At 58.7% G+C, this 24,845-nt stretch carries 13 protein-coding genes and 3 pseudogenes; 12 read left to right on the top strand and 4 right to left on the bottom strand.

All coding sequences use genetic code 11. The features are described from left to right. Positions 1–130 precede the first annotated feature (130 nt). The 10 genes and pseudogenes from tnpB to XH84_RS07015 all read left to right on the top strand — a co-directional run. Positions 131–355 (top strand): annotated as a pseudogene (gene tnpB, locus XH84_RS39555) (IS66 family insertion sequence element accessory protein TnpB); the annotation flags it as partial. Positions 356–401: 46 nt separating this feature from the next. Next, positions 402–2,054, top strand: coding sequence for an IS66 family transposase (tnpC, locus tag XH84_RS07065; protein WP_128948124.1), 1,653 nt, complete (start codon positions 402–404; stop codon positions 2,052–2,054). An 89-nt stretch (positions 2,055–2,143) separates the two neighbouring features. Continuing rightward, positions 2,144–3,043: a sulfate adenylyltransferase subunit CysD gene (cysD, locus tag XH84_RS07060; protein WP_128948123.1), complete on the top strand. Its 900-nt coding sequence runs from the start codon at positions 2,144–2,146 to the stop codon at positions 3,041–3,043. Further along, positions 3,043–4,926 carry a sulfate adenylyltransferase subunit CysN gene (gene cysN / locus XH84_RS07055; protein WP_128948122.1) on the top strand — a complete coding sequence of 628 codons (1,884 nt, stop codon included), beginning with the start codon at positions 3,043–3,045 and terminating at the stop codon, positions 4,924–4,926. The genes cysD and cysN overlap by 1 nt, the downstream gene beginning before the upstream one ends. A gap of 2,225 nt (positions 4,927–7,151) precedes the next feature. Beyond that, positions 7,152–9,563, top strand: a complete 2,412-nt coding sequence (locus XH84_RS41595) for a 2-aminoethylphosphonate--pyruvate transaminase (RefSeq protein ID WP_430641874.1) — start codon at positions 7,152–7,154, stop codon at positions 9,561–9,563. 31 nt (positions 9,564–9,594) lie between these two features. Then, positions 9,595–10,653 carry a dhydrorhizobitoxine desaturase gene (rtxC, locus tag XH84_RS07035; RefSeq protein ID WP_128948120.1) on the top strand — a complete coding sequence of 353 codons (1,059 nt, stop codon included), beginning with the start codon at positions 9,595–9,597 and terminating at the stop codon, positions 10,651–10,653. A gap of 29 nt (positions 10,654–10,682) precedes the next feature. Next, positions 10,683–11,468 (top strand): gamma-glutamyl-gamma-aminobutyrate hydrolase family protein, encoded by a 786-nt coding sequence (locus XH84_RS07030; RefSeq protein ID WP_245471641.1) that lies wholly within the window; start codon positions 10,683–10,685, stop codon positions 11,466–11,468. Positions 11,469–11,597: 129 nt separating this feature from the next. Continuing rightward, complete coding sequence (locus tag XH84_RS07025) at positions 11,598–12,500, top strand: DMT family transporter (protein ID WP_128948118.1); 903 nt, start codon at positions 11,598–11,600, stop codon at positions 12,498–12,500. After that, a complete protein-coding gene (locus tag XH84_RS07020; protein WP_128948117.1) occupies positions 12,497–13,783 on the top strand; it encodes an ATP-grasp domain-containing protein in 1,287 nt (428 codons plus the stop codon). The genes XH84_RS07025 and XH84_RS07020 overlap by 4 nt, the downstream gene beginning before the upstream one ends. Continuing rightward, positions 13,783–15,120: a glutamine synthetase family protein gene (locus XH84_RS07015; protein ID WP_128948116.1), complete on the top strand. Its 1,338-nt coding sequence runs from the start codon at positions 13,783–13,785 to the stop codon at positions 15,118–15,120. Before XH84_RS07020 ends, XH84_RS07015 begins: the two co-directional genes overlap by 1 nt. A gap of 580 nt (positions 15,121–15,700) precedes the next feature. On the opposite strand, the pseudogene XH84_RS40325 reads toward XH84_RS07015, so the two are convergent. Together XH84_RS40325 and XH84_RS07005 are read right to left on the bottom strand one after the other, a co-directional pair. Continuing rightward, a pseudogene (locus XH84_RS40325) lies at positions 15,701–16,303 on the bottom strand (IS3 family transposase); the annotation flags it as partial. A gap of 354 nt (positions 16,304–16,657) precedes the next feature. Then, positions 16,658–18,355, bottom strand: coding sequence for an outer membrane beta-barrel protein (locus XH84_RS07005; RefSeq protein WP_245471640.1), 1,698 nt, complete (start codon positions 18,353–18,355; stop codon positions 16,658–16,660). Positions 18,356–19,383: 1,028 nt separating this feature from the next. Here XH84_RS07005 and XH84_RS06995 point away from each other — a divergent pair. Continuing rightward, positions 19,384–20,073 (top strand): annotated as a pseudogene (locus XH84_RS06995) (class I SAM-dependent methyltransferase). 238 nt (positions 20,074–20,311) lie between these two features. Here the strand turns inward: XH84_RS06995 and XH84_RS41800 are convergent. After that, positions 20,312–20,551: a hypothetical protein gene (locus XH84_RS41800; protein WP_430641873.1), complete on the bottom strand. Its 240-nt coding sequence runs from the start codon at positions 20,549–20,551 to the stop codon at positions 20,312–20,314. A 528-nt stretch (positions 20,552–21,079) separates the two neighbouring features. On the opposite strand from XH84_RS41800, the gene XH84_RS06985 reads away from it, so the two are divergent. Then, a complete protein-coding gene (locus tag XH84_RS06985; RefSeq protein ID WP_245471639.1) occupies positions 21,080–21,322 on the top strand; it encodes a hypothetical protein in 243 nt (80 codons plus the stop codon). On the opposite strand, the gene XH84_RS06980 is transcribed toward XH84_RS06985, so the two are convergent. Continuing rightward, positions 21,319–23,997, bottom strand: a complete 2,679-nt coding sequence (locus tag XH84_RS06980; RefSeq protein ID WP_245471642.1) for a DUF5695 domain-containing protein — start codon at positions 23,995–23,997, stop codon at positions 21,319–21,321. The genes XH84_RS06985 and XH84_RS06980 overlap by 4 nt on opposite strands. Positions 23,998–24,845: the final 848 nt, after the last annotated feature.

Raw genomic sequence — 24,845 nt, 5'->3', positions numbered from 1 at the left:
ACATCTGATTATTATGTGGCGGAGAGACCCTGGGTGGCCGGCCCTGGCTGGCGTTAGGGCGCCTCCGCCACATAATCTCGTCCGACACATAAGAGCGGTTATGCTGCGTGCAACATAACCGTTCAGCGGTCATCTGTTCGTCTTCCGCGGTCGCCGAAGCGATCTTGTGAAGGTGATCTGGCACGATGGCCAGGGAGCATGCCTGTTCACCAAGAGACTCGAGAGAGGAAGGTTCATCTGGCCATCGGTTGCCGGCGAAGCAGTAACGATCTCACCGGCGCAGATGAGCTACCTGTTGTCCGGAATCGATTGGCGCAACCCTCAAGAAACCCAGCGTCCGACGCGGGTCGGATAGTCGTTTTACGGTTTGAATCTGCTGCTTGATCTGATTCAATAGCTTCATGATATCGAAGCCGGACGACCTTCCATCGGACCTTGTCAGTGCCCTGGCAGCGCTGCAGGCCGAGCGTGAGGCGCGGCTGCGAGCTGAGGCGATGGCTGCCAGTGCGCGAGCGGAGCTGTCGGATAACGAGGCGCTGATCGCGCATCTCGAGCTGCGGATCGAGAAGCTCAAACGCGAACTGTACGGGCAGCGCTCCGAGCGCACGGCGCGTCTAATCGAGCAGTTGGAATTGGAGCTCGAAGAACTTGCCACCACGGCGAGCGAGGATGAGCTTGCCGCGCAGGCCGCGGCGGCGAAGACGCAGAACGTCCGCCCCTTCACGCGCAAGCGACCAGTGCGCAAGCCCTGGCCGGACGACATCGAACACGAGCGCGTCGTCATTGACGCTCCGACGAGCTGCGCCTGCTGCGGCGGATCGCGACTGGCGAAGATCGGCGAGGATGTGACCGAGACGCTGGAGGAGATCCCGCGTCGCTTCAAGGTCATCGAGACAGTGCGCGAGAAGTTCACCTGCCGCGATTGCGAGAAGATCAGCCAGCCGCCGGCGCCGTTCCATGCCACGCCACGCGGCTTCATCGGCCCGCAATTGCTGGCGACGATCCTGTTCGACAAGTTCGGTATGCACATCCCGCTCAATCGCCAGAGTGCGCGCTTTAAGGCCGAGAGGATCGACCTGCCGCTGTCGACGCTGGCGGATCAGGTCGGCCACGGGACCTTCGCCGTCATGCCGCTCTTCCACTTGATCGAACGTCATGCGCTTGCTGCCGAGCGCCTTCATGGCGACGACACCACCATCCGGATCCTGGCGAAGGGCAAGTGTACGACCGGGCGGATCTGGACTTATGTACGGGATGACCGGCCCTTTGCCGGCTCTGCGCCGCCGGCGGCGGTCTATTACGCCTCGAGCGACCGACGAGGCGAACACCCGCAGAGGCATCTGGCGGCCTTTGCCGGCATCCTGCAAGCCGATTGCTACAGCGGCTTCGAGCCGATGTTCGATCCGCAAAGGAAAGCGGTGCCGATCACGCCGGCATTTTGCTTCGCTCATGCGCGGCGGGGGTTCTTCGAACTGGCCGATATCGAGAAGAATGCCAGGGAAGGCCAGAAAGGCAAACCCATCTCCCCGATCGCGCTGGAGGCGGTCAGGCGCCTCGACGGGCTGTTCGAGGTCGAACGCGCCATCAACGGTCGCAGCGCCGACGAGCGGCGTGCCGTGCGCCAGGAAAAGAGCAAGCCGCTTCTCGACGACATGCACGCCTGGCTGCTGCGCGAGCGAGAAACCCTCTCGCGCTCTGCCGAGGTTCTGAAGCCCATGAATTACATGCTCAGGCGCTGGGACGACTTCGCCCACTTCCTTGACGATGGCAGAATCTGCTTGACCAACAATTGCGCCGAGCGCGCATTGAGAGGCATCGCCTTGGGAAGGCGCAACTGGACCTTCGCCGGCAGCCAGCGTGGTGCCGACCGTGCCGCCATCATGCTGACGATGATCACGACCTGTCGTCTCAACGACGTCGATCCCAAGGCCTGGCTCGCCGACGTCCTCGCCCGCATCGCCGATCTTCCCGCATCGCGTCTGCACGAACTGCTGCCCTGGGAATGGAAGCTTCTGCGCCAAGCCGGCAAGCCCGACGATCAGCAAGCCGCCTGACCTTCACCCAACGCTATCATACAGCTCGCCACGCCCGCGCGCATGCGTCAATCAGGCGGCCTTCGTCGTATGCGTACAAAACAAGATATATGCTGCCGAAGCATCTGCGCCGTCTCGAGGCGGAATCGATTGAAATCATGCGTGATGTGGTCGCCGAGTTCGAAAGGCCCGTCATGCTTTACTCCATCGGAAAAGATTCAAGCGTGATGCTGCACATCGCGATCAAGGCGTTCTATCCGGCAAAAATACCTTTCCCCCTGCTTCACGTCGATACGACATGGAAGTTCCGCGAGATGATCAGCTTCCGAGACGCAACAGCCAGGCGACTCGGCCTCGACTTGATCGTCCATGTCAACAAGGACGGCATCGCCCGCGGGATCAATCCGATCGATTCCGGCTCCGCCCTCCATACCCAGGTGATGAAGACCGACGCCCTGAAGCAGGCGCTCGACTTCCACGGATTTGATGCCGCCTTTGGCGGAGCCCGGCGCGATGAGGAAAGGAGTCGCGCAAAAGAACGGATACTCTCCTTCCGTTCGGCCGGACACGTATGGGACCCCCGTAACCAACGGCCGGAGCTCTGGAGCCTGTTCAACACACGGATTCGCCAGGGCGAAACCATGCGCGTGTTTGCGATGTCAAACTGGACCGAGCTTGAGGTGTGGGAATACATCATGATCGAGAAAATTCCGGTCGTTCCGCTCTACTTCGCAAAACAGAGACCGATAGTGCATCGAAATGGTGCGATGATCATGGTTGACGACGAGCGATTGCCGCTTAACTGCGACGAGACGCCGGAAATGCGGATGATCCGCTTTCGCACCCTTGGATGTTATCCCTTGAGCGGGGCAATTGAATCCGATGCGACGACGATCGAAGGTATCGTCGCAGAAATGCAAACTGCGACTGTGTCGGAGCGCCAGGGGCGCCTCATTGATACAGATGAAGCCGCTTCAATGGAGAAGAAGAAGCGGGAAGGCTACTTTTGATGTTAACAAATCCGACAATGGAGCCGGTCCCGGCCCGGACGAAGGATCAGTTGCGATTCATCACATGTGGCTCGGTGGACGACGGCAAATCGACGCTGATCGGCCGATTGCTGCACGACAGCAAGATGATCTACCACGATCAGATCACGGCGTTGGAACGCGACAGCATCAAATACGGTAGCACCGGGAATAACATCGACTTCGCTCTGCTTGTGGACGGGCTCGAGGCCGAACGGGAGCAGGGCATCACGATCGATGTTGCCTACCGCTTCTTCTCTACGCCGCGGCGCTCCTTCATGGTGGCCGACACTCCTGGCCACGAGCAGTATACCCGCAATATGGCTACCGGTGCCTCGCAAGCCCAGCTCGCCATTATCCTGATCGATGCACGCAAAGGCGTGATGGTTCAGACGCGCCGCCACTCTTTTATCTGTGCGCTGCTCGGTATTCGTCATATCGTGCTGGCAGTTAACAAGATCGATCTTGTCGCCTACGACAAGGAGTGCTTCGACCGGATCGCCCGTGACTATCTGGCCTTTGCTGCCGGTCTCGGCTTCACCTCGATCGTTCCAATCCCGATCTCGGCCCGCGACGGCGACAATGTCGTAGACCGCTCTGCGCGCGCCAACTGGTATCATGGCCCCTGCCTGCTTGAATATCTGGAGAGCATTGACATCCAGTCCGGGACCGCAAGCCAGGCTTTCCGCTTTCCGGTACAATGGGTGAACCGGCCGAACCCGGAGTTTCGGGGCTATGCCGGGACGGTGGCTTCCGGGGAGATCTCGGCGGGGGATGAGATCATCGTCGCCGCGTCGGGACGGACTACGCGCGTCAAACGGATCGTGACCCACGGTGGCAACCTTGTCGGTGCCGAAGCCGGGGATGCGGTGACCATTACACTCGAAGACGAAATCGATATCGGCCGTGGCGACGTTCTGTCGCGGCCGGACAATCAACCGGAGGTTGCCGACCAGTTCGCTGCTTATGTCATCTGGATGGACGAGGAGCCGCTCGCTCCGGGACGCAATTACGTCCTGCGGATCGGATCGCAGACGATTGCCGGCAGCATTACCGAAATTAGGCATCGGATCGACGTCAACACTTGTGAGCATCTGGCCGCCGGGATGGTTTCCCTGAACGAGATCGCTTTCTGTAATGTTGCGACCACAATGCCCGCAGTATTCGATCCTTACGATGTCAATCGGAAGACCGGATCATTTATCTTCATCGATCGTTATACCAATCGTACGGCCGGGGCCGGCATGATTGCCTTTCCGCTACGGCGGGCTGCCAATATTGCTAGGCAAGGCCTATCTGTGGATCGGAGGGAGCGCGCCGCGCTCAAGAATCAGAAGCCCTGCGTCATCTGGTTTACCGGCCTGTCTGGTGCGGGAAAGTCGGCGATTGCCAATCTCGTTGATCAAAAGCTGTTTGCGATGTCGCGGCATACAATGCTGCTGGATGGCGACAACCTCCGGCACGGATTGAGTGTGGATCTGGGCTTCTCGGAGGCGGATCGCGTGGAGAACATTCGTCGTGTCGGTGAAGTTGCCAAATTGATGGCAGACAGCGGCTTGATCGTGATCTGTTCGCTTATCTCGCCCACCAGAGCCGAACGGGACAGGGTACGCACCCTGGTTGGCAAGGAAGAGTTCATAGAAGTCTTTGTCGATACGCCGATCGAGGAATGCGCGCGGCGAGACCCGAAAGGGCTGTACTCAAAGGTGAAATCAGGCAAGATCAAGAACTTCACGGGAATCGACGCGTGCTACGAAGCACCAGCAACACCGGACATTCATGTCAGGACCATGGAGCAGACCCTAGAGCATTCAGCGAAGGCGGTGGTGGATTTCTTGATGGCGCGCTCAATTCTTGATGGTTAGATGTTCCTCGCACCGCGTCATCGATTCGCAGGATACGCTGCTGATACGGCTCTGAGGCGGGGCCTGCGACCGAACTTTTCGCTCTAAAGGAACAAAATGGTCGCACCAACTCGTGTGCTGCCAGCTTCCGGTTTTGTGCTCGAGGTGGATGGTCAATTCAAAACCGAGTACGCGAGCAAAGATGGAGCATGGTCAAAAGCCGAGGAGCTCAAGAGACGCCGTCCCATGCTGCAGGTCGAAATTTACGACGCGGTGAGAAAGGCCAGAGAGGAAGTCCGTCTTCCGCCAGGTTGAATTTTCGCTTGACACTTTTTGCTGCGCGTGCGGCCACGCAGAGCTCCGTTCAAAGCCGAGCCGGGGGCCGCGACTCGGCCAGCTTTAACCTCCGCGCAGTACGAAGCTCGTACCGCGAGTTCCGGGGGGCTGGCTATTCGGCGAGCCTGCGCTTACTCCCGGCATATTGATCAATCTAAACCGAGCAATCGGTCACGATCCATCCTGTCGCGGTGATGGTAACGTCCGAGAAGCTTACTTCCTATTGGCCGCCGCTCGTGGGCGAACACCATCGGCGTACGCTCCGCACCTTCGTGTCGCGAGGCAACGCTGCCGCGAACATCAGCCATCCTGAGCTACGGAGCTCCCGCCGCGTGTTTGGGGCATGCTTCATTCCGCCTTCCATCGTGTCGCCATGAAGGCGGCCATGGCACGGCCGAACCCTTGGCAAGCGACTAAGACTGATCTCTTGATAATCCGCTCTGGTCAACCGTCAACGTGCTCGACCGCGCTGTAGACGGCGTCGGACGCGAGCTCGCATCAACGAGCGGCCCCTGGAGACGAGAAGAGAGCAGAACGACTCGGAAGTGCGGCTTGCGTCAAACCAGAGTGTCTCATCCGCGAGGTACTGGCGCGGACCGGGTGCTGGCGATGCGCGGAACTCCTGCCCGCCGGCTCACGGTTTGGAGCCGCAGTAAACCACGGCATGCTGGCTGCCGCCATGATCTCTTGATGAGACGTCTCGCGGCGAAGCTGCGTGTAGTACCGAGAGATGCTGCCAACCTAGTGATCGCTTTCAAGATGCGCCGGACTCGGCTTGACGTACTCCTAGCAATTCAGGACGAGATGTTCTGTGTCACGCCGCTCGCCGAAAGGTCTCGACTGATCCTTGCTGACCGGGCAGCGATCCAAGATCGCTCAACCGCTTCTGGTCGGACTCGGCCGCAGGCTGCGAAGGCTGCTCCATTCGAGCGCAATGACGTAACACAACAGCTAAGCCAGAAGGTGCAAGCTTTCGGGCGCCGCATCCAGGAGGATCTCGCCGGAACCGAGGAGAAACTCCGTACTTCCATATGGCGCTTTCGCCAGGATCGTCCGTAAACGAAACGATCAGCCCTCACTTCGCTGCAGGAATCTCGCTTGCAGGCGGAATGCTTACGATAGATCCAAATTGAACTCTCAAAGTAGCGAACCCTCGCTGTGGATCCTCCCGTACTCCGCTGCCTGCGTCGGCTTGTCGCTGCCAAATGGGAGCACGTGACGAAAAATTCGCGCGAGAAAAACGCCGGAGAGGGTTGAAACGCCCGTAACGTCAAGTTGTACGATCTCAGAAATCGCCAACACGGTCATTAGCGTCACAAATCCTCCAACGAGCGACAGAGTGCAAATGTATCAAGTCCCAAACAAACGCATTGGACCTCCGCCGCGAACGACGATGATCGAGTGTGCCATGCCTAATCATCCGGGCGCGACGATCCCGGCTGCATCTCCTTTCTGGCGTAAAGCGCCTGGCTGGGCAGGCTCACACGTAAATCGTCGGCCAACTGGCGCTGCGTAGCGCAAGAAGGCGACCGCGCCCAAGCCTGCACATGGCGTGGCAGTTGGATGATAGCGTGTTCGGCGCCAGTTTGCGTCCGAGCGCTCGGTGCCAAAGGCTATTTGGAAGATCTGAAGGGCATCGACGGGAGCTTTGTGAGGAATCGCTCTCCATCCGCGATGGAATATTGGAGGTTTGTCATCCGCCAGCCTTTTCGAGCGGCCGATGCCAAGCGCACTCAATGGCGCTTCATTCGAAGCTGTTGACGAGGAAGGGGACGCGTGCGCCACGGGGGCTGCCCGGTGGGCGTGCTCCAGGTCATCAACGAATACAATGTAGGAGTAATGGTTTGACAAGACAGCGCTCTCTGCTGACGCCTGGTCCATTGTCGTTATCGCTGGCGGTGAGGAGCCAGATGCAGCTTGATCTCGCATCTCGCGATGACGAGTTCAAGGAGGTGACCGCCTGCATGAGGCGGCTGATGCTCAACTTGCTGGGAAATGCTGAGGACTATTCGGTGGTGCCTATTCAAGGGGGTGGCTCCTTTGCAATGGAGGCTGCCCTCTCTTCGTTCGTGTCCCGGGCCCACAGGCCGCTCGTCTGCGTAAACGGCATCTATGGCGAGCGCATTCTACAAATTTTGCGGCTGTGGGGTATCGAAGCACTGAAGTTTGTCAAGCGCGCGACCGATCCTTTGGACCCGCAAGAAATCGGCGAGTATTTGAACCGAAATCCTGGCGTTACGCACCTATGCTTCGTGCATTGTGAGACGACAACCGGGATCGTCAATCCGCTGCACGAGATCGTGGAGGAGGCGAGGCGACGTGGCGTAAAGACCATCGTCGATGGGATGAGTTCCTTCGGCGCCCTTAATATCGACCTGAGCCAGCGTGGAGCTGACGTCCTGGTCACGTCGAGCAACAAGTGCATAGAAGGGCCGCCGGGAGTGGCGTTTGTCATCGCGGCCCGCGAGCTGCTGGAGAATGCCGTTCAAGAACCGAGGTCGTTTGTGCTCGACGTGAGAGATCAGTGGCTCTCGCTCGAGCGCACCGGTGAGTGGCGCTCGACCCCTCCCACCCACATCGTTCAGGCAACGACAAAGGCCCTGAAGATTCTGCACGAGGAGGGTATCGATGCCAGGCGCTGCAGGTACGAGAAGGTCAGGGGCGATCTCGTAAAAGAACTCGAAGGACTGGTGTCTCCGCTCCTTTCCGCGGACTTGCAGTCGCCGGTTTGCGTCGCGTTCAGTGCGCCGTCGGGAATTGTGGACCAGGCAGGATTCGATGGGCTTTATCGCCATTTGGCGGCCCACAACCTATACATCTACTCAAAGCTGCATCTTGCGACGCGTAGCTTTCGGGTCGGTTGCATTGGGGAAATCCAATCCAGCTGGATCGAGCAGTTGGGATGCGCCTTTCGTACATATTTCCGGTCCGGTCAGGCTCGGTTAGCAAGGCCCATGTCGGGCCATGAGGCATGCGGGGCTCGCGTAAAGATGCCGGCTCGAGCGGCTGCGGACCCGCGGCTGCCGTTTTCGGCCGAGACTGCTGCTCTGCATGCGGGCTATCGGCGAGACCCGGTGACGAAAGCCGTCGCAGTGCCGATTTACCAGAATACAGCTTATGAACTCGATGGCGATCTAAACCACATCGCTGACGTCTACAACGTCAAGGCCGATGGGTTCACCTACACAAGGATCATCAATCCAACGACCCGCGCGCTGGAGAAGCGCTACGCCGCCGTCGATATGGGAAGCGATTCGCTCGCCGTTGCGTCAGGTCAAGCAGCGACGTTCCTTGCTATCGTCAACCTGTCAAGTGGCGAAGTGGGGGACAATGTCGTCGCCTCTCCGTATCTATATGGCAATACCTGGAACCTGCTCCACAACACATTAAAGCGTCTTGGGATCAGCGTGAGGACGGCTGATCCTCGAAGGCCCGAGACGTTTGAACGTGCCATTGATGATCGCACGATATGCCTGTTCGGAGAGGTGATCTCGAATCCTTGTCTGATTCCGCTCCCCGTCAAACAGCTGGCCGAGATCGGCCGAAAGTACGGCGTGCCTCTGGTCGTGGACAATACGACGACGCCACTGGTATGCCGGCCGTCAGATCTTGGCGCTGCCATTACGACGTACTCCGCAACGAAATATATATGCGGCCACGGCACGACGCTTGGTGGACTGATCGTTGACAACGGCGAGTTTAGCTACCGGGGAGCCTCTCGCTTTCCCTTGTTCAACCGTCCCGACGATGCGCATGGCGGAATTGTTTGGCATAACGCGGTGTGCGATGTCGACGATCTTGGAAAGAGCGAGTTTCTTCTCAAGGCTCGCATGACCTGGTTGCGCGATACCGGCGCAGCCATCGCCCCGTTTGCGAGCTTTCAACTGATCCAAGGGCTTGAAACGCTGCCGCTCCGCATGAAGCAGCACTGCGCAAATGCCAGGATCGTCGCCGGCGCTCTCAAGGAGCATCCTAAAGTGCGTCGCGTCTTTTACCCGGGGCTCTTCGAAGGCGCCGATCGGGAAATCGTCGAGCAGACACTCGACACCGCATACGGACACGGGGCGATGGTCATGTTCGAAGTGGAAGATGAACTGGCCGGGCGCAAGTTCATCCAGAACGTTGACTTGATGTATCACGTTTCGAATGTAGGCGACGCCCGCACGCTCGTGACCCATCCTGTCTCGACGACCCACACCACCGTCCCGCGGGAAAAGCGCGAAGCCGCCGGCATATTTGGCGGCTCGATCCGGCTTTGCGTCGGCATCGAAGATGTCAACGACATCCTGCGCGATCTGGACAAGGCGCTTTCCGCAATCTGACAACCTGCAAGGCGATCAGGAGGAGGTTCTCATGAATCAGGCAGACGCTTGGAAATTGAGGTCATCACGCTACGAGGCCGTTCAATTCAGCCGAGAAATCAATAGGCAGCTATCCGAGCTGAGGCCCGACAACATAACGGGAGCGGCTTATATTGCCAAAGATTACGCTGTCATCACAGCGTGTACGCTCGCGACTGTGTCAGTCTCATGGTGGCTCTACCCGCTCGCCGTCCTTCTGATTGGCGCCTATCAGCGCGGATTGACAACCATCGCTCATGATGCGGCTCACCGCACGCTCGCGAAGAACACGACCTGGAACTACGTCCTGGGCATTCTGTTCGCTTCCTATCCCTTGTTCCAGCGCCACTGGGCCTACCGGATCTCGCACGTCTATTTGCATCATCCGTATCTCGGAGATCCGGACAAGGATCCCGACCTGAAGTTCTTCCTGGCCAGCGGGGTTTACAACGTGCAGCCTCCGGAGCGGTACGCTTTCAACATGATCTGGAGGCCGATCTTTGGCGGCGCGACAGTGGCGTATCTGAAGTATCTTTGGGTCAATCGATTTTCGATCACAGAAGTCGAGGATCAGAGCCGCTCAGGCATACTTATCGACAAGTATGGCTTCTATCTCTTCTGGATCAGCATCCTGGCCGGGTCATATGCTGTTGGGCTGCTCCATATCGTCGTCCTGTTTTGGATCGTGCCCTATCTCACCACGTTTCAGGTCCTCGGATGGTTTATCGAGCTAGCCGAGCACTCACCTATGTGCGAAACCGAGACGCAGAACGTCTATCTCACCAGGAATCGGAAAGGAAATTTCCTCGAGCGGGCCATCCTCGGACAGAATCTGGATGAGTACCACCTTGAGCATCACCTTTCGCCGGGGATCCCGTTTTGGCTGTTGCGTAAAGCTCAGAAAATCCGAATGCAGGATCCGAACTATGCGAAGGTTGCCGCGACCTGGGGGGGGCTCTTTGTCAAGGGACCTCAAGGTCAACCTAGCGTCATAGCTCAGTTAAAAGAGCGAAATCGACGCTTGTATGAGCAGTCCGTTGCCGAGGTTCGCGCGCGAGGGCAGGTCGCGTGACGTTGCTACGGCCAGAGAGCACCCGAGCCGTGGTCGGCGTCACTTCGAACCGTCTTCTGGTCGATGGTGTGCATCGCGACTGGTTGCGGCGCAAGTACTTGCAGGCACTCAATCGTCATGCGGGAGTGGCTTGCGTCATATTGCCGACGGTCGACGCCGAGGATGCGGGGGAGGAGGTCGCCCCGGCGATCATGCGCCGGCTCGATGGCTTGGTGTTGACAGGTGATGAATCCAACATCGACCCCGCCGTCCTGAGAGCGCCTGCGTCCCTGACGCAGGCTGATCGGCAGGACGTTGAGATTGGGATCCTTGACCGTCCGCGGGACAGGCTCTCTGCCGTAACTATAGCGAGCGCCATCGCGCTCGGAATGCCTATTCTGGGCATCTGCCGTGGGCTTCAGGAACTCAACGTCTATTTCGGCGGCACGCTCCGCTCATCGCTTGCGGAGTGGAGGCCGGAAAGTGGCGCGATGCATGCCGAGAAGCCAGATCGTCCAAGAGACCGTCAGTACGACGCCGCGCACAGCGTCACGATATGTTCCGATGGCGCGCTCTTTCCAATCGCGCGGACGATCGAAGCGCAAGTCAACTCGCTGCACAATCAAGGCATCGAGGCGCTTGCCCCGGCGCTGAGCCGGGAGGCGTGGGCGCCTGACGGTTTGGTCGAGGCGGCTTCAGTCATTGGCGCCCCGACCCTCCAAATCGGTGTGCAATGGCACCCCGAATGGCACGCCTCAACCGATCTCCTCAGCAAGCAACTATTCAAGGCATTTGGAGAGGCGTGTGTTCGATACTACCGAACTAAGAAAAACTAGAGGCGGGCTGTGACATTTCAAACCAAGCGTGGTCCGTGCACGTCGAAAGGACACTCCCTCGGAGCCGATGCACGCCTCCAGTCCTGCGAGGGCCGTGCGCCGCCTCGCGGGCTCAGGAATACTGCGCGATTGACGAATCGCTTCGCTCTGGGAGTTCTATTTGTGGTGCTCTATGTCGTCGTGAGCGCGGCAGGCGAGGTTTATGCGGCGTCGTATTTTCAGCAAGCGGATGTGTTCGTCGCGCTCCTGCTGTCCTTCGCTGTGGTTTGTCTGATGTTCAATCTCCTGGCTTGCCACGAGGGAGGCGAGGCAACGGTGGCGAAATGGTCGCTCCTGGTCTTCGTCGCGCTCAATATCGTGACGGCAATCAGCTGGATCGGCCTATTTATCGGACTGAAATACGCTGAACCTGCGATCGTCGTCGCCTTCATGGTGGCGCTGGGGCCCACCGCAACAGTGTGGCTAAACGTACTGATCAGGCGCCAGGGTGCCCCTCCAGCATCCGATATTGTCGTGAGCGTTACGATCGCAACGATCGGGAGCTACATGATTTGGATCTCGGCCAGCGGCAACGCAGGCGTGGAGTGGGGAACTCGATCGTCCTTTGGCATCGTCCTGGCAATCGTGGCCGGCCTATCGCTGGCCCTTACAAATATACTTGTCAAACTTCTGTTCGACCATGGGTTTTCTGGCCGACAAGTCCTGGCGCATCGCTTTTATGGAACGATTCTCTTGCTGCTGGGACTGGTCGATCATTCATCTATCGCGCCTGAGATCTCGCAGCATTGGTTTGCGATCGCAGCAATTGGGCTGTCGACGATCATTGTTCCTTTGCTCTTGATCCAGCAGGGCATTCGTCGCGTAGAGCCCTTCACAGTCAACATGGTCCTGTCCACCGCCCCTATCATCACCTTTCTGTTCCAGTACTTCGATTCTCGTATCGTGCCTTCACTACATACGTTCATTGGAAATGCTCTCATTACGGCTTTCGCTGTCGGCAACATCTACTTGCAGTATCGGAGATCCGCATGAAAGAACGGAATTGTGTAATCGTAGACGCATACTCTACCGGCCGATACCTACCGGAAGAGTTCAAGCGCTATGGAATTGGAACAGTGCATGTGATGTCGGCTGCACAGATACCGCCCATATTCCAATCGCATTTCAATGCGGATCTGTATGATGAACTCATTCGCCCCAGCGAGCACATGGGATATGACGACATCGTTGATTATCATCTTCAGGCGCTCCATGGCCGGGAATTGGAGTTCGTTATCGCGGGTTGCGAGACCGGAGTTGAACTCGCCGATTCTTTGTCGGAGCGGCTTGGTTTACCATCAAATGGGACCGCGCTATCCGCTGCTCGGCGTGACAAAGCGCGATTGTCTTGCGCGCTGACCTCTGCAGGCGTGCGATCGATCAGACAAGTCGTGTCCGACAGTCCTGTAGAGATCGCGAGCTGGAAGCGTGAAGCGAAGTTCGATCAGATCGTGATCAAGCCTCTGAACAGTACGGGTACCGAGGATGTATTCTTTTGCTCGACAGATGCTGATATTCAGCGGGCTATGAGCGCAATTGTCGGGAAGACGAACCGCGTCGGAGCGTTGAATCGTTTTGCCCTTGGGCAAGAGAAAATAAACGGCCAGCAATATACCGTAAATGCCGTCTCGATCGACGGGGAAGCCTTCGTTACGGAGGCCTGGACCTATGACACGGTTCCTGTCGAGAGGGCATCTTCGGTCTGCTCACTTGAGAGATTATTGGGAGGCAGCGAACCAATCGTTCAGGAACTGTCCGACTACTTGGTGCGTGCGCTGCAGGCACTACAGATCGTCGACGGACCGGCTCATGCTGAGATCATCGTCGATCATCGGGGACCGGTTCTGGTGGACTTCGGAGCGAGGCTTCAAGGGACCATGTCGGCAAAAGCACGAACGATGGCGTTGGGGCACAACCATATGAGCCTGACGGCCTGGCGCTACGCAGATCCCAAGGGCTTTGGTGAATATATGAGGTCGCGCGGGCCTTACAAGCGACAGGCTCACGCACTTTGCGTCTCGCTGATCTCAGATATGGGCGGTGTCGTTGCCGGTTACCCGGGACTCGAGGCAATTCGCGAGCTCCCGAGCTTCGCGGATGCCATTGCATTCGTTCCGATTGGTCAAGAGCTAGTTCCCACGATCGACTTGGCGTCGACACCAGGCATCGTTTATCTCGTGAATAGCGACTTGACTCAGCTTGAGAATGACTATCGCAAGTTGCGAGCAATGCGGATGGACCAGGTGTTCGATTTAGTGATGCAGGATCGCGACTAATGCCAACTGATCCCAGGTCGACCGGAGCGAATCCAGCCCGCGCGGCGATGGTCGGCGTAAGCGACTTCGATGGCGTTCTGCGAGGCAAACACGTCTTAGGGGAAGATCTCTCGGATGGAGATAAAGTTATCAAGTTCTCTGAAGCGGTGCTGGCGTGGGATTGTACGGACCGGGTCATTCCGGCCAGTTTCACGCAAAAGCCGCTATCAGCGTTCGGTGATGCTGACCTGCGTATGCTGTCAGGCACCGGCCGTTCGGTGTCTCATCTCGGCGATCAATATCTCTACCTCGCGGAGTTCACGGGCGCACATGAGAACATCTGCCCCCGCGGTGTTCTGCGCAAGGTCCTAAGAAGGGCTGCTGACCACGGATACGACTGCACTGCCGGGTTCGAGTTTGAATTTATGCTTTTTAAGGAGAGCGCAGACACGATCGAAGAAAAGCCGTTCGGCGAATGGGCTCCTTTTACCCGCGGCCCGTTCGGCTACTCGATTGCGCGCTCTATCGCGCAACATGAGCTGTTCGATGAGATCTTGTCGCTTTGTGAGAAGGCTAGAATACCTCTCAGCGGACTACACTTTGAAACGGGACCTGGCGTGGTCGAAGCGTCACTTCGTCATTGTGATGCGCTGGAAGCTGCCGATCGAGCAACCATATTCAAGTCGATGATAAAAGCCTGGGCGCAAACGCGAGGCATGATGGCTACATTCATGGCCAAGGTTTCCGAGAAATGGCCCGGCCAGTCCGGCCATATTCACATCTCGATGTCCTCGGATAGTCAAAATGCGTTTTACGACGGTGATGCGTTCGGCAACGTCTCCGATCTTATGAGGCAATTCATCGCCGGCCAACTAGAATACATGAATGAGTTCTGTGTGCTCGCTGCGCCGAACTTCAACAGCTACAAGAGACTGGCACCTGGCTGCTGGGCACCAATCTCTCCAAGCTGGGGAGTTGACAACCGCTCCTGCGCGGTTCGCGCCATTCCGGGAGAGCCATCTGCCCATCGCCTGGAGTATAGGCTGCCTGGCGCAGACGTGAACCCATATCTCGCGCTCGCATGTGCGCTTGGTTCGGGAATATTGGGCGTCGAGACAGGTCCGCCACTACCGGCTTCGATCATTGGTGATGCAAGCGCGGAAATGTGTCGTCAGTCGGCGAGACTGCCTCAAAGCCTATCAGAGGCAACATCTCGTTTTGCACAGTCTGCAGCGGCCAGTGATGTCTTCGGAGAAAGGTTTGTTGAAGCGTTTTCTTGCTCGCGCCGTTGGGAATGGGAAGCCGTTCAACATCGGGTCACCGACTTTGAACGTCGGAGATACTTCGAGATCATTTAGCTTGAGCTCTTCGACAGTTCTGAAGATCATTCTTCTGGCCGTTGCCCCGGCGGGGCTACTGCGGCGGTCTGTGCCGCTGATGTTGGACTTCATACAGAGCAGATGTGCGTTACTCGTTACGTTAAGTGAGGACCTTGGGAACGCTGAGGAGGTCTGCTGTTATCTGCTCTATGCAGCAACCGCGATTGCTCCGTTTGCGATGCTAGGTAGTTCTAGCAACGAACATACCACTTCCATTGCTCGGCTTCTTCGAGACGAAGGCAAAGTCTATTATGCTCAGAGGACGAGCCGAAGAGGCCGGTGATGCGCGACGCTGTAGCCGAGCCGCGGAGCCACGCAGGACGCGAGGCGCAGCATCAAATGGGGGCAGCGCGACCAGACGATGGCTTGCACTCACGACAGAGCCGGACGACGCGAGGCAGGTGTTTGTGCCGTCGGAGACAGAACCGCTGGCATCGAGTTCGACGCCAGAGAACCAGCCGTTCTTCTGCCAATGGTAGCCGATCTGGCCACCTGCGAGGAACGTCGGCGTATCGACGATGCCGCCATAGATTGACGGACCGTAGGGATTGCTGAAGGAGATCTTCTGTCCATGTTCGGGCTCGGTCGTACGCGGCCGGCGGTAGAGCGCCTCTATCCTCATTCGCCGGATTAGCGTTTTGACATGCCGGCGGTCGATCTTGCACCCCTCGGCAGCCAACAGGTCTCGCAACATTCGAGAACCGGCGAAAGGAAACTCAGGTTCAGCCGGTCGAACCGTCGCATGATCGTGAGGTCGGCGGAAAGTACAGGACGTGGCAGATAATAGACACTGGCACGGCTGATCTTCAAAACGCTTCGCGTGTTTCATGATCGGCAGGTCGTGCTCCCGGTCGATCATCGCTTTGCGCCCAGCAGGCCGGCTTTGCGGAGCGCGCCTTCCAAAAAACTGCTCTCCAGCCTGAGCTCCACGATCTTGGCGTGCAGCGGTTTCACATCCACCTCGGGCTCGCTCGGTCTGTTGCCGCCGCCAGGACCAAATACCTCGGCCGCCGCTTCCTGAAGCTGGGTTTCCACTGCGTGATCTGGGTGCAGCTCGAAATGCTCAACCAGCTTGGCCAGCGTCATCTCGCCCTTGATCGCGGCCAGCACTACCTTGGCTTTGAATGCCGGCGCGGTGGTACTGGCGGGTTCGTCTGCTCATCGTCCCTCCTGATTCGCGGGACAATCTTGCCGGCCGTCAGGCAGAAACTCCTCTTATCGCCCTGTCCAAATCCGAAGCCGGCTCTGTATGCAGCCGGACGCCGTCGAAACGTCTACCTGACACAGTGGCGCGCGTACTATCGCCATGTCGCAGCGCTACGTTGCGGGTGCGATGTCATGGACCGAACCGCACAGCGTGCATGGTCTCGTTTTACCGAAACCATGCGCTCAAGATCGAAATGCTCGGACTGCATAAGGCCCGCGACCGGCAAGGACATGGCTAATGATCCTAGCTCGATGCGCGCCATTTCTTAGCGTTGAAGACGCCTGGCGCTTGGCTTGAGGTGTCATCTTTTCAATCAAACTTATAGGAGGCCTGAAAGAACGTACCCCAGCGCTCCATGCTGTACTTCGCGAATATGGCCGGATCACCGATGCAGCCGCTGCTGCTGCACAAAGAGTCGCCCAGCCTTTTGGTCCACATGGCCCAGTAGCGCCCGCCGACGCCGACGCTGAAGTTCTTGGTGAAGAAGTAGGACAGCACGCCTTCAACCTGGACGCCGCCGCCACCATTGCCCCGCTGTTCATCGAAGGTGGTCTTGTCGCGCAAGAGATGGTGGTCACGCCCTTTGAAATCGGTCCAGGGCAGGTAGGCGACATCGGTGTTTAAGCGCCAGCGCTGAGTGAACATGGTTTCGGCGCTTAGGCCGACACGAGGTGCGTTCCACTGAGTATTCTGGCTGCCGATGATAGTGTCCGGGTTCGCCGGACAAGTGTAGCGGGGGTGGGCAATCTGCGTGCAACCGATGGAGTCGGAACTCTGTTCGTAGTAGGTCCAGCCGATAAATCCGCCGACCTTGTAGTTGGCGCCGCGCAGGAAATCGTAACCTGAGTCTGCGGTAAAATAGGTGAACCGTCCGTTTCGTTGCCGTGATGCGTTGTTGATATAGGAGAGTTTCCGATCGGCGAGCCAATCTTCATTGTTTATGTTTCCTCTATCGAAGCGCCCAAGGCCAATGTTGCCCTTCAGGAACACTCCCCATGGGCTGTCGACACGGCCAAATAGCTCTCCCGAAAGTCCGTCAAGGCCATGATAGGTGAGCCTCGATACAAGGACGCTGGGGTCTAGAGGCAAGTAGGGCGCTACACTGTGGTCCCATTGGAATCGTCCGCGGCTGAGCCAGAGCCGCGATCCGCCTTCGAACGACCAACCATCCGAATAAGCAATCGGCGGCGCGCCGACTGGAGCCTTCGCGTACTGCGGCACATAGGACCAATGCGCCGTCCACGGGTCGGCGCCAAAATGGTAATTCAATCCAATCTTTCCGATGTGATAGTTGCTGGACGGGCTCGTTGTGTTCGCCGGAACAATTGCGAACGGCGGACCCTGCACCGTCGGAGGTGTCGCGACACTCGGGCCGCGGAAATTCAGATAGTCATACTCAGCTGTGACCGACCATGCGGGCGTAAGCGCCTGCTCGACGCCCAACCCGATGATGCTACCGATGCGACCGTAGTCGAAATGGGTTTTCTCCTGTGGCACGAGTCCGCCTTCATAGTTATTGATGACGTCGCCCTGATTGTTTTGCCAAGCTGCACCTCCCTTGAGATAGGCCAGCGTGCCACCCGACGCGCCAAACGTGTAACCGACACGACCGGTCGCGGTGGCAAAGACGTTCGTACCTGCCTTGCAGTTTGCACTCACGACAAAGCCGGACGACGCGAGGCAGGTATTTGTGCCGTCTGAGACAGCACCGCTGGCATCGAGTTCGACGCCAAACACCCAGCCGTTCTTCTGCCAATTGTAGCCGATCTGGCCACCTGCGAGGAACGTCGGCGTATCGACGATGCCGCCATAGATTGACGGACCGTAGGGATTGCTGAAGGAGGTTCGGCCGTACCCGCCGCCGACGTGTCCACCAATATAGCCTCCGGACCAATTCCACACCGCCGCGGGCAGTTTCACCTCCGGCTCAAAGTCTGCCGCATTGCCGGCACCACTTGCGACGAGCGCAATTGTCGTGGCCCCCAAAAGAAGAGCTCCAGATCGCATTCAACACGTCCCCTGCATTTTCTCGGTCCATAACCGAGCATCCATAAGCTATCGCCGCAGCAAACCGTCGGGTCGGAGCAGACGCTAACAGCGACACGCGCCGAATCCGTCCCGAAGACCATCGCACTGTGGTTGGTGATGATGCCGCAAAGAGAGCAAGTCGCGTGCCGAATTGAATTCGCAGGCTTTGCAGGCACTTCGTCTCGGCGTGTATCGCCAAGTTTCTGACATTGTCTCAATACCGACAGCCGCGCGGCCACTGCCCAGCAATACTTGGCTAACGCGGTGTCATGGGCCGAAGCGCACGATGCGCCGGTCTCACTTTGGCTACCAGAAGCCTTGCTGCCTCAACAGATGGAAAGACAGTGCTGGAACGGGCTGTGTCGCTTCGAAGATATTTGAGATCGATCTGTGCTCCCGAGCGGTCTCATCGAGAGCACTCTTCATTTGACGCCGCTCTAGTCTTCAGACGATATCCTTGCTCCTGCGGGTTGGGGACGAGGCTCTCACAGGTCACTCCGGCGATTACACGTTCTGGGTCACTCCACAAAGTATCGGTCCAAATCAATCAACGAACCCTTCGGCAAGTCTCTGCGCGAAGTGGCAAGGAACGTTGTCTCGCCTGGTCGTGGGTCTTGGACAGAAATACAATGCCCGGCGTTATCGTCGTGCGAAGTACAAGCACCTTGAAATCGGCCGATATTCAAGAACGGCGACGCGAAGGTCACATTTTGTTCGAAAACCGCGTGCTAACTGTCGCTTGGTTGTCGCGGCCGGATGTACGCCGCGGCACCACGGGAGCCCCGGCTTTCATGCCGGGGTTTTTCGTTTTCGGCGCGAGAAGTCCGGCCGATTCAAGATGTCTTTTGTGTAGCTTGATTTGAGTAGGATCATGACGCCTCGCAGCCCACCGCGACAATTCTGTTTGATCTGCAGGAACCGTCCGGGGCAGAGCGAAAGCCGAGTAGCAGGCAGACATGGCGCAGAATATTTACGACGATCCCGATTTCTTCGCTGGCTAGAGCCAGTTGCCCCGACAGGTGCATGGGCTGGACGGCGCCCCTGAACGGCCCGCGATCCGGGCTATGCTGCCCGATCTGGGCGGGAAACGTGTCGTCGATCTGGGATGTGGCTTCGGCCGGGCCTCGCGCTGGATGCGCGAGCAGGGCGCGGCCTCGGTTCTGGGTCTGTCGCAAAGCATGATCGAGCGTGCCAGGAGAGACACAGCGGATACGGCCATCGAGTATCGCTTCGCCGATCTCGACACGCTGGACCTACCTGAGACGGCTTTCGACCTCGCCTATAGCGCGCTGACCTTTCACTATATTCAGGAATTTGGCCGCCTCGTGCATGTGATCCGCAAAGCACCGGTTCCTGACGGCCATTTTGTCTTTACGATTGAGCATCCGATCCTCAAGGCATGCGGCGCATGCGCACTGGATTTCCAATGAGGAGGGCGGCAAAACTTGGCCGGTCAATCGATATTCGTCGAGGGTGAACGTCGGACGGACTGGTTCGCTAAGGGCGGTCTGAACTACCACAGGACGCTTGGCAATACCCTGAATACGCTGACCCGCGCGGGCTTTCAAATTCGGCGAGTCGAGGAGTTTGCCCCGACAAGCGAGCAGATCTAGCAGGTGCCGCAATTGGCCGAAGAACTGGAGCGTCCCATGATGCTGATTGTGTCTGCGTCCGCATCGATCGCAGGTAGTGCTTAGAAGCCGTCGTGATATCCGGCCTGACTAGGTCCTGCCGAGCCCGCCCCCGGTACTGATGTCAGCCCCGCGCCAAGCGCTGTCTTGCTGGTCCGTCTGCGGCCATTTCGGCGAAGCGAACCAAGGCGTGGTACCGGCCGAGAAAGCGTCTGCCACACGGGCGAAGGCATCGCCATCTGGGCGATTCCATGCGTGGCGCTGTAACCGGCGACGGTGGCGGGCGCGACATAGAGGAGGATGATCAGGAGTCTAAGCCAAGTCCATGGGAGGAAGGCGAGCGCGAGTTGGCCAATGCAAATGGTGGCACCGCCCGCCACGAGCCCTGCTGCTGCGCCACCGAGCACTCCGGCGCCAGTGTGGAAGGTCCGGTGCCGATCGTCAGGGCAACGAAGAAGGGCAGTGCGAAGACAGCGAGTGTGAATAATAGCCAGCAGACGAAACTGATGCCAACGAGGACGAGCAGTGGTCCAAAGATGATCATGGTGGTGGTCTCCGTGAGATAAAGGTCTGACGGTCGCGCCTTCCACCACCACGGCGCGGGAATGAGTATAACTGCAGCTGTACGCAGGCGCCAGCGCGAATGAAAATCCCGCTGGCTTTCCGCAGTCCAACTCGCGGAGCGATGTACCCTTCATGGTTGAAAGGGGGCGAATTCGTGAATGTTGGCGGCGGATCGCCATCGTACTCACCGGACGGCATGACGCCGTAGGCGGCTGTGCCCGAATGAAAGACGACGACGCAGACCATGAGGGTAGTGGCGAGGTTCTAGCCGTTGGCAAATGCGAGGACTTGAGACATTGATCCGGCTCCTGTGTTGAGGCGGGGACCATCCCCGCGCGACAGGCGCCCGACGTGTCGGGCTGAGGGCCGCAATCACCGCGCAGACGAAGACGGGGCGGCGGCACGCGCACGCGTAAGCCGCCCCCCCTGCGGATTGATGGCGTCAGGCTCTCGGTCCGACCAAGGATCAGCGCTGATAGACGCGGGGTGGCGCCCGCTGGCGGGAGCCGTGCGTCGTAGCCTGCAGCATCGGCAGGCGCTCGCCATTGCCGTGTTGGCGATCGAGCGGCTGCCGGGGCCGCTTAAATCGGCGTCAGACCAAAGCGACATGAAGGCGCTGCTCGACGAAATGATCGACAACAACGCGGAGTTAGCGCACTATGCCCGTGCGGCGCGGATCGCCGTGATAGGCGTGGAACAGCAGGCCATAAGTGCCCGATCGCACCCCACAATCGGCAACACTAGAGTCTAGCGAACCTGAACCCGCGGTAAGCGCGCCCCAGGCAAGCGGACGACGAGCTGGCCGTCCGTGATGTCGACGACTTCCTTGCGCTTTCTCCCGTCATCGTACCGCAATTCGAACGACACTCCCGATGCAGATGGGGCAAAGGGCTCAGGCGTAAGGCTGATCCACCCCTCCCCCAAATTCAGAATGATCGGTTGATCGGCCCGGAATCGGGCGTCGAGCAGCACCAAATCCAATCGGAGAGACTGGAGCCGCACGTTGAGCCGTCGCCGCACGCCATCACGTGGCCAGATACGCAGGATGTGAGCGAACGTCTCCATGATGCCACCGTGACAAACCCGCCCAAAGAGGGGATCGTCGGCAACGATCGTCGCAGCAGCGCGGACCGCCCCACAAAATCCCAGGTCGATCTCGCACGAGTAATACCACGTTCCACGGTGATGCGGCTGACCGAGCCATGTGATCCCGCTCGGCGCCGGCTCGAAGCCGCCACCGGCCGCGCCGTCATTCTCCTCGCCCGGATACCAATAGCCATGACCCGCCGACGCAGGGCCGCTGTTCAGCAAAGCCCACGCGCTGAGTTGTGACGCATAGCCGAGACGAAGGAGCGGATGCGGGTTATCTGCATCGTTCAGCGCATGATCAAGCAGCGCCCAGCCACCCATCTGCGCCATGTAAGTCAGCGTATAGGCGTCGCCCGCAGTGCGGCGATAATCGCTGCCCAGGTAGTAATAAGCAGGTTCCAGCCAGCCACGGCAGAACAGATTTGCAGCGATCTGACGCTCCGCGAAGGCACGCGCTGCCGCCTTCGAAACCCCCATGGCGACAGGGTCGTCAAGGGCCGAACGCGCCAGTGCCTGCGTTGATTCGAAGGCGGTGGAATCGAACGGATATTCAGACTCGAACAGGTCCACCTTCGGATCGACGAAGGCGCGCACCTTATGCGCCCAATGCGCCTCCAACGTCGCCGCCTCGCGCGTCAAGCCCGCCGTCGTGAGCGCCGAGACCAGTTCGGGGATCACACATTCGTTGTAGAAGCCGGTGCGGTAGGCAGACCACATTACCACGCGCATCGGCACCGTGAACATGGCCAGCGCCGTACCGTAGGCGCGTACCAAATAATCTCGTGCGCTCTGGCGGGTGGGTATCGCGGGATGGTCACGCGCGATGCGGTGCATGGCCAAATACATCGCGAAGATGTGCGGATAGTCATAAGGCCGCCAGATATGCAGGCGGCCCTTTGGGCCGGGATCGCTGCTTTCCCTGTTCTGCTTCCAATCGGGTATGCCGTAGAGGCCGTAGGCGTATGCCTCCTGTGTGGTACGTTGCAGCCCGCCCCAGACGAACGTATCTATATACCGATCCAGCGCCGCCACTTCCGCCACATCAGGATGCTCGGCATTCTTGGTCGCGAGGTAAGCGGGCTTGCTCAGCCCGGGATCGTCGCACGTCACCTCGTAGATGCGCCAGCCCTTGATCCGGTCGTAATTGTCCGGGCCAAGCAGGACCTGGGTCTCCATATTCCACTCGCCAAACAAACCGTCGTACCATTTGGACGGGTCACGATGCTGCCGCTTCACGATGAAGGTTGCGCGCTTCTTCATCATCGTCTCGACGGGCTCGGTAGCGAAGAATTCAAGAAAGGTCTGGCGCGCACCCGGCTGGTGTAGGGTCAGCCGGTTCTCGCCCAATCGCGAAAAGCGAACCCGCCACAGGCGCCTGCCAGCCCGATCCGGCAACCGTTGCACCACCGTGTCGCCGGTAAATTCAGCTTCGATTCGCTCCACCGGAATGGAGGACGCGAGCGCGATGTCGACATGCAGATCATTGGGAACCGTCATGCCCGGCATTACTTCCACGTCCACCAGACCGGCGTCCGCGATAGCCCTGCGCGCCGCCTCGTAATCGGCAACCCACTGGAAGCGGAGACGGTAACGCCGTTGCTCGGCCGGCGACAGGGACAGGGAATGGGTCGGCTGTCGCCAGCGAGTCCCGCCCGCCACTGCCTCGCCGGCGGCCGCCCCGCTCAAGATGTAGGCGCACCACGTCCCACTGGCTTCGGCCGAATCCTTGTGGACATCCCAATATTCCAGTGACGTGTCCGCTTCCGGTAAGAGCATGAGGAAGGGGCCGGTGCTGTTGCCGCGAATCCAGAAGATGTGCGATCCATGCCCCGAGACGAAGCTGTGCTTCAAAACAGCCACCGATACCGGTTGCCCTGCCGGAAATTCGGTGTTCATCGGCATGGGCAAATAGAGGTCGCCAACCTCCACGCTCGCCATGCCGTCGTTCCGCAGCATGATCTCCCAAGTCAATCCAGCCTCGTCGACTGCGAGGCGGGTCGTGAGAAGGACGCCGGCATCGCGGGCTGCTAGTTCAAGGGCCGCGCTATGCATAGGCTTCGTTGCATCAACGCCGGTTCGAAGCGTATGCCACTCGGATCCGGCACGCCGAACTCTAGCGTGAGCCGTCCCCAGCGCGGCTCCAGGCAGAACATAATCCGTGTCATACGCATCGTTACGATAACGCAAGGAGGTAATGCCGTCTTGTGTGCACCCAACGACGAAGGGAGAGTCGGCCGCCTTCAACACCATGGCAACCTTGCGCTGCGGCCGACTGGGTGTAGGCACCGTAACGCCCCCGAAAAACGCGCTACCCAAGAAGCTACTGCCTAACAGCATCGTACGACGCGTACACGTCCATGCTTTAGACATGCCTTTAGTCTTCGTCATCAACCGTATCCGGTATCGCTCCATACGGATGATCAAGGCGTGCCGTTTCCCGCCGTAAACGTCAACGCGACAAAGCGACATACGTTCTCAAGTGCCCAGCGTTCGGTTGGCACCGCTTTGTGACAAGCGCGGCGAACTGGTGCTGCATGAGAACTCATGGATCCAGAGAGTTTCGTCAGGCGCGAGCAGGCGTGACCACGTGTGCCGCGTTTGGAGTTGGAATACCTCTACGTGACTGAACATGATGATCACAAACAATCACGGCTTACAGTCCCCCATCCACGTCCACAGTTGCGGGCCTCTTCGCAAAAATAGGCGCGCAATCAATTCGATAGACTAGCTGGTAGTTTGGTGCGCAATCATGACATTGTGTCCGGCAGCCTGTTGGCGCTGACCGCCGCTGGGCTTGCACCGCTTTGCTCCAGCCTGCTCGCATTTTCCTTCATTTGGATCCCGCGGTTGACCTTTGGCGCGCTAGGATCCTGCGAGATCTCACGCAAGACGGTACGCAGCCCGGACAGGGGGGCGCTGGTATGGTTTTCCACGTATGGAGGCCCGGCGGTTGCAGATGATCTGCTCAGGCATCCGTAGGGATCCGCTTCCTCGATCGCTTCCGCATGTAGTGCCCGTCGTTCTGAACGGCCGACCTGATCTCCTGGTTGGCCTTCGTGCAGTTGCCACTAACAACGTCGGTCCCCCTCCATGAACGATATAGTTAGTCTTATGGTCCCATCACGCGTTTTTTGCGTGGGTTGCGCAGCTTTTGCGCCAAGTCAACTTCGGCGCTACAACTGTCG

Source organism: Bradyrhizobium nanningense, from assembly GCF_004114535.1.
Taxonomy (GTDB): domain Bacteria; phylum Pseudomonadota; class Alphaproteobacteria; order Rhizobiales; family Xanthobacteraceae; genus Bradyrhizobium; species Bradyrhizobium nanningense.
Note: the sequence above shows the minus strand (reverse complement) of the source record. Positions and strands in the feature narration are given on the sequence as shown.